Source organism: Streptomyces sp. NPDC058877 (assembly GCF_042742855.1).
GTDB lineage: Bacteria > Actinomycetota > Actinomycetes > Streptomycetales > Streptomycetaceae > Streptomyces.
The window spans coordinates 1-2,996 of the sequence record NZ_JBHYMF010000353.1 but is presented as its reverse complement, the minus strand read 5'-3'; the positions used below and the strand labels follow the sequence as shown (position 1 = coordinate 2,996).

Genomic DNA, 2,996 nt, shown 5'->3' with positions numbered 1-2,996 from the left:
GAGAGGACGTCGTGGTGGGCACGGCGGTGGCGGGGCGACCCGAGGAGGACCTGCACGACCTCGTCGGGTTCTTCGTGAACACCCTGGCCCTGCGCACCGACCTGTCCGGGGACCCCACCCTCGCCGAACTCGTGCGGCGGGTCAGGGACGCGGACCTGGCAGCCTTCGCCCACGACGAACTCCCCTTCGACCTGCTGGTCGAGGACCTCAACCCCGAGCGGTTCCTCGGCCGTCACCCCTTCTTCCAGGTCATGCTGAGCGCACAGACCGTCCAGGACGCCGCCGTGACCCTCGGCGGCATGCAGGGAACGGCGGACGGCGCCGATCTCGCCGGAGCCAAGTTCGACCTCGCCTTCCACTGCGCCGAGACCCAGGACGAGGGCGGCAGGCCCGGGGGAGTGCTCCTCGGGCTGCAGTACGCGACCGACCTCTACGACGAGGACACCGCACGACTCCTCGTCGGCCTGTTCGGCCGTGCCCTGACGGCCCTCGCCGAACGGGCCGGTGACACCCCGCTGAGCGGGATCGTCCTGCTGAGCGACGAGGAGCGCGTCGCCCTCGACCGCCGTCACGAGGCGCTCGCCCTCGCCGAAAGCCGGCGCGCCGCCTCACGGACCGGGGCGGGCGAAGGCCGGGAGCCGGAGGACCGCGCCGCGACCGACCCCCGAGAGGAGATCATCCGAGGGCTCTTCGCGGAGATCCTCGACCGGGACGCGGTGCTGGCCGACGAGAACTTCTTCAAGCTCGGCGGGCATTCGCTGCTCGCGGGGAAGCTCACCAACCGCATCCGCGGGGCGCTCGGGCTCCAGGCCGCGATCCGCGACGTCTTCCTCGCCCCCACGCCCCGACGGCTCCTCCGCCGCCTCGGCGAGCAGGGGAACGGACCGGCCCGCCCCCCGCTGCGCCCCGTCCCCCAGGAGCTGCGCCCCGCACGCGTCCCCCTCTCCGCCGCCCAACTCCGACTCTGGTTCCTCGACCGGCTCGAAGGGCCGAGCGCCACCTACAACATCCCCGTCGTCACCCGGCTGCGCCGTCCGGTCGAAGCGGCGGCGCTGGCCCTCGCCCTCGCCGACGTCACCGCCCGCCACGAAGTGCTGCGCACCGTCTACCGGACGACGGACGGCGAGCCGTACCAGCAGGTGCTGAACGGCGTGGCACCCGTGCTCCAACAGATCCGGACCGTCGGACCCGACGCCCTGCGCACGGCCGTTGACGCCGCCGCCGGGCACGTCTTCGACCTCGCTGCCGAAATCCCCTTCCGGGCTTGGTTGCTGACGGGAGACGACGGCGGCCAGGTCGTGGTGCTCCTGCTCCACCACATCGCCGGCGACGGCTGGTCCACCGGCTGTCTGCTCGCCGACCTCGACACCGCCTACCGGGCCAGGAGCGGGGGCCGCGCCCCCGACTGGGAGCCGCTGCCCGTCCAGTACACCGACTACACCCTCTGGCAGCACGAACTCCTCGACGGTCCACACGGCCTCGCCGACGCACAGCTCGCCCACTGGAACAGCGCCCTGGACGGGCTGCCGCCCCTGCTCGCCCTGCCCACCGACCGGCCCCGTCCCGCCGAGAGCGACGGCGCCGGCGCCCTCACCCCGTTCACGGTGAGCGCCACCACCCACCGGGCCCTGCTGCGCTGCGCCCGGGACGCCGGTGCCACCCTCTTCATGGTCGTGCAGGCAGCCCTCGCCTCGCTCCTCACCCGACACGGCGCGGGCACCGACATCGCCATCGGCACCACCGTCGCCGGCCGCGCGGACGACGCCCTCCACCCGCTCGTCGGCTTCTTCGTCAACACCCTGGTGCTGCGCACCGACACCTCCGACGACCCCTCCTTCACCGAGCTCGTCCGCCGCGTCCGTGAGACGGGGCTCGCTGCCTACAGCCATCAGGACCTCCCCTTCGACCGGCTCGTCGAACACCTCAGCCCGCACCGCTCCGCCGCCCACGCCCCGCTCGTCCAGGTGATGCTGCAGGTGCACGCGGCAGCCGCCGGTTCAGGATCCCCGTCCGTGTTCGACGGAGAACCGGTCGCGTTCAGCGCCGAAGGAGCCAAGACCGACCTCACCTTCGCACTCACCGAGCTCGTCGACGCGGACGGAGCGCCGGCCGGCCTGAGCGGCGCCCTGGAATACGCCACCGCCCTCTACGACGCGGACACCGCCGCGCTCCTGGCCCGGCGACTGGTCGAGACCCTCGACGCGTTTGCCGCCACCCCCTCCCTCCCGCTCTCCGCGGCACCGTACGGCCCGACGGCCCCCGAGGGCCCGGAGACCGTCCGGGACGACCGGGGACGGCCCGTGCCGGTGCGGGTGCCCGGCGACGTCCACGAACGGATCCCCGGCGGCGGACTGCGCGCCACCGGCCGGAGGGCGTACGCCCTGTCCGACGGCACCCTGCGGCCCGTCGCCACCCTCACGGTGAACGGCTACCCCGTGGAGCCCGGACGGGTCGAAGAGGTGCTCGTCGGGCACCCCGACGTGACCGGAGCGTCCGTCGTCGTCCGTGACGACCGGCTCCACGCCTACGTCACCCCCGGCCCGGACGGCGCCGACGAGACGACGCTGCGCGGGTGGGCGGCCGAGAAGCTGCCCGAATACCTGGCCCCGGCCCGCGTCCTCGTCGTACCCCGACTGCCCGCGTCCGGCGAACACGCCGGTTCCCTTCCCGAGGGAGGAGCCCGGAGCACCGACACCGCCCCGGACAGCCGTGAGGAACACCTCCTCCGGGTCTTCCGGGACATCCTCGGAGGCCGCGCGATCGGCAGGGACGACAACTTCTTCAAGTCGGGCGGGCACTCGCTCCTCGCGGTCAGGCTGCTCAACCGGATCCGTACGGAGTTCGGCCAGGACCTCACCCTGCGGGACGTCTTCCGCAACCCGACGGCAGCGTCCCTCGCCCGCCGCATGGCCGGCTCCGACGACCGGCCCGGCACCGGTGGGGCCGTGCCCGCGGGTGCGGCGCCCCGCCGGCCTGCCGCACCCGCACTCCACCGC

1 protein-coding gene is annotated in these 2,996 nt (G+C 73.9%); it reads left to right on the top strand.

Features of this window, described 5'->3' with window-relative positions; all coding sequences use genetic code 11:
- Positions 1-14 precede the first annotated feature (14 nt).
- The coding region (locus ACFW2Y_RS35370) for a condensation domain-containing protein (protein ID WP_384887729.1) at positions 15-2,996 on the top strand (2,982 nt) is incomplete at its 3' end.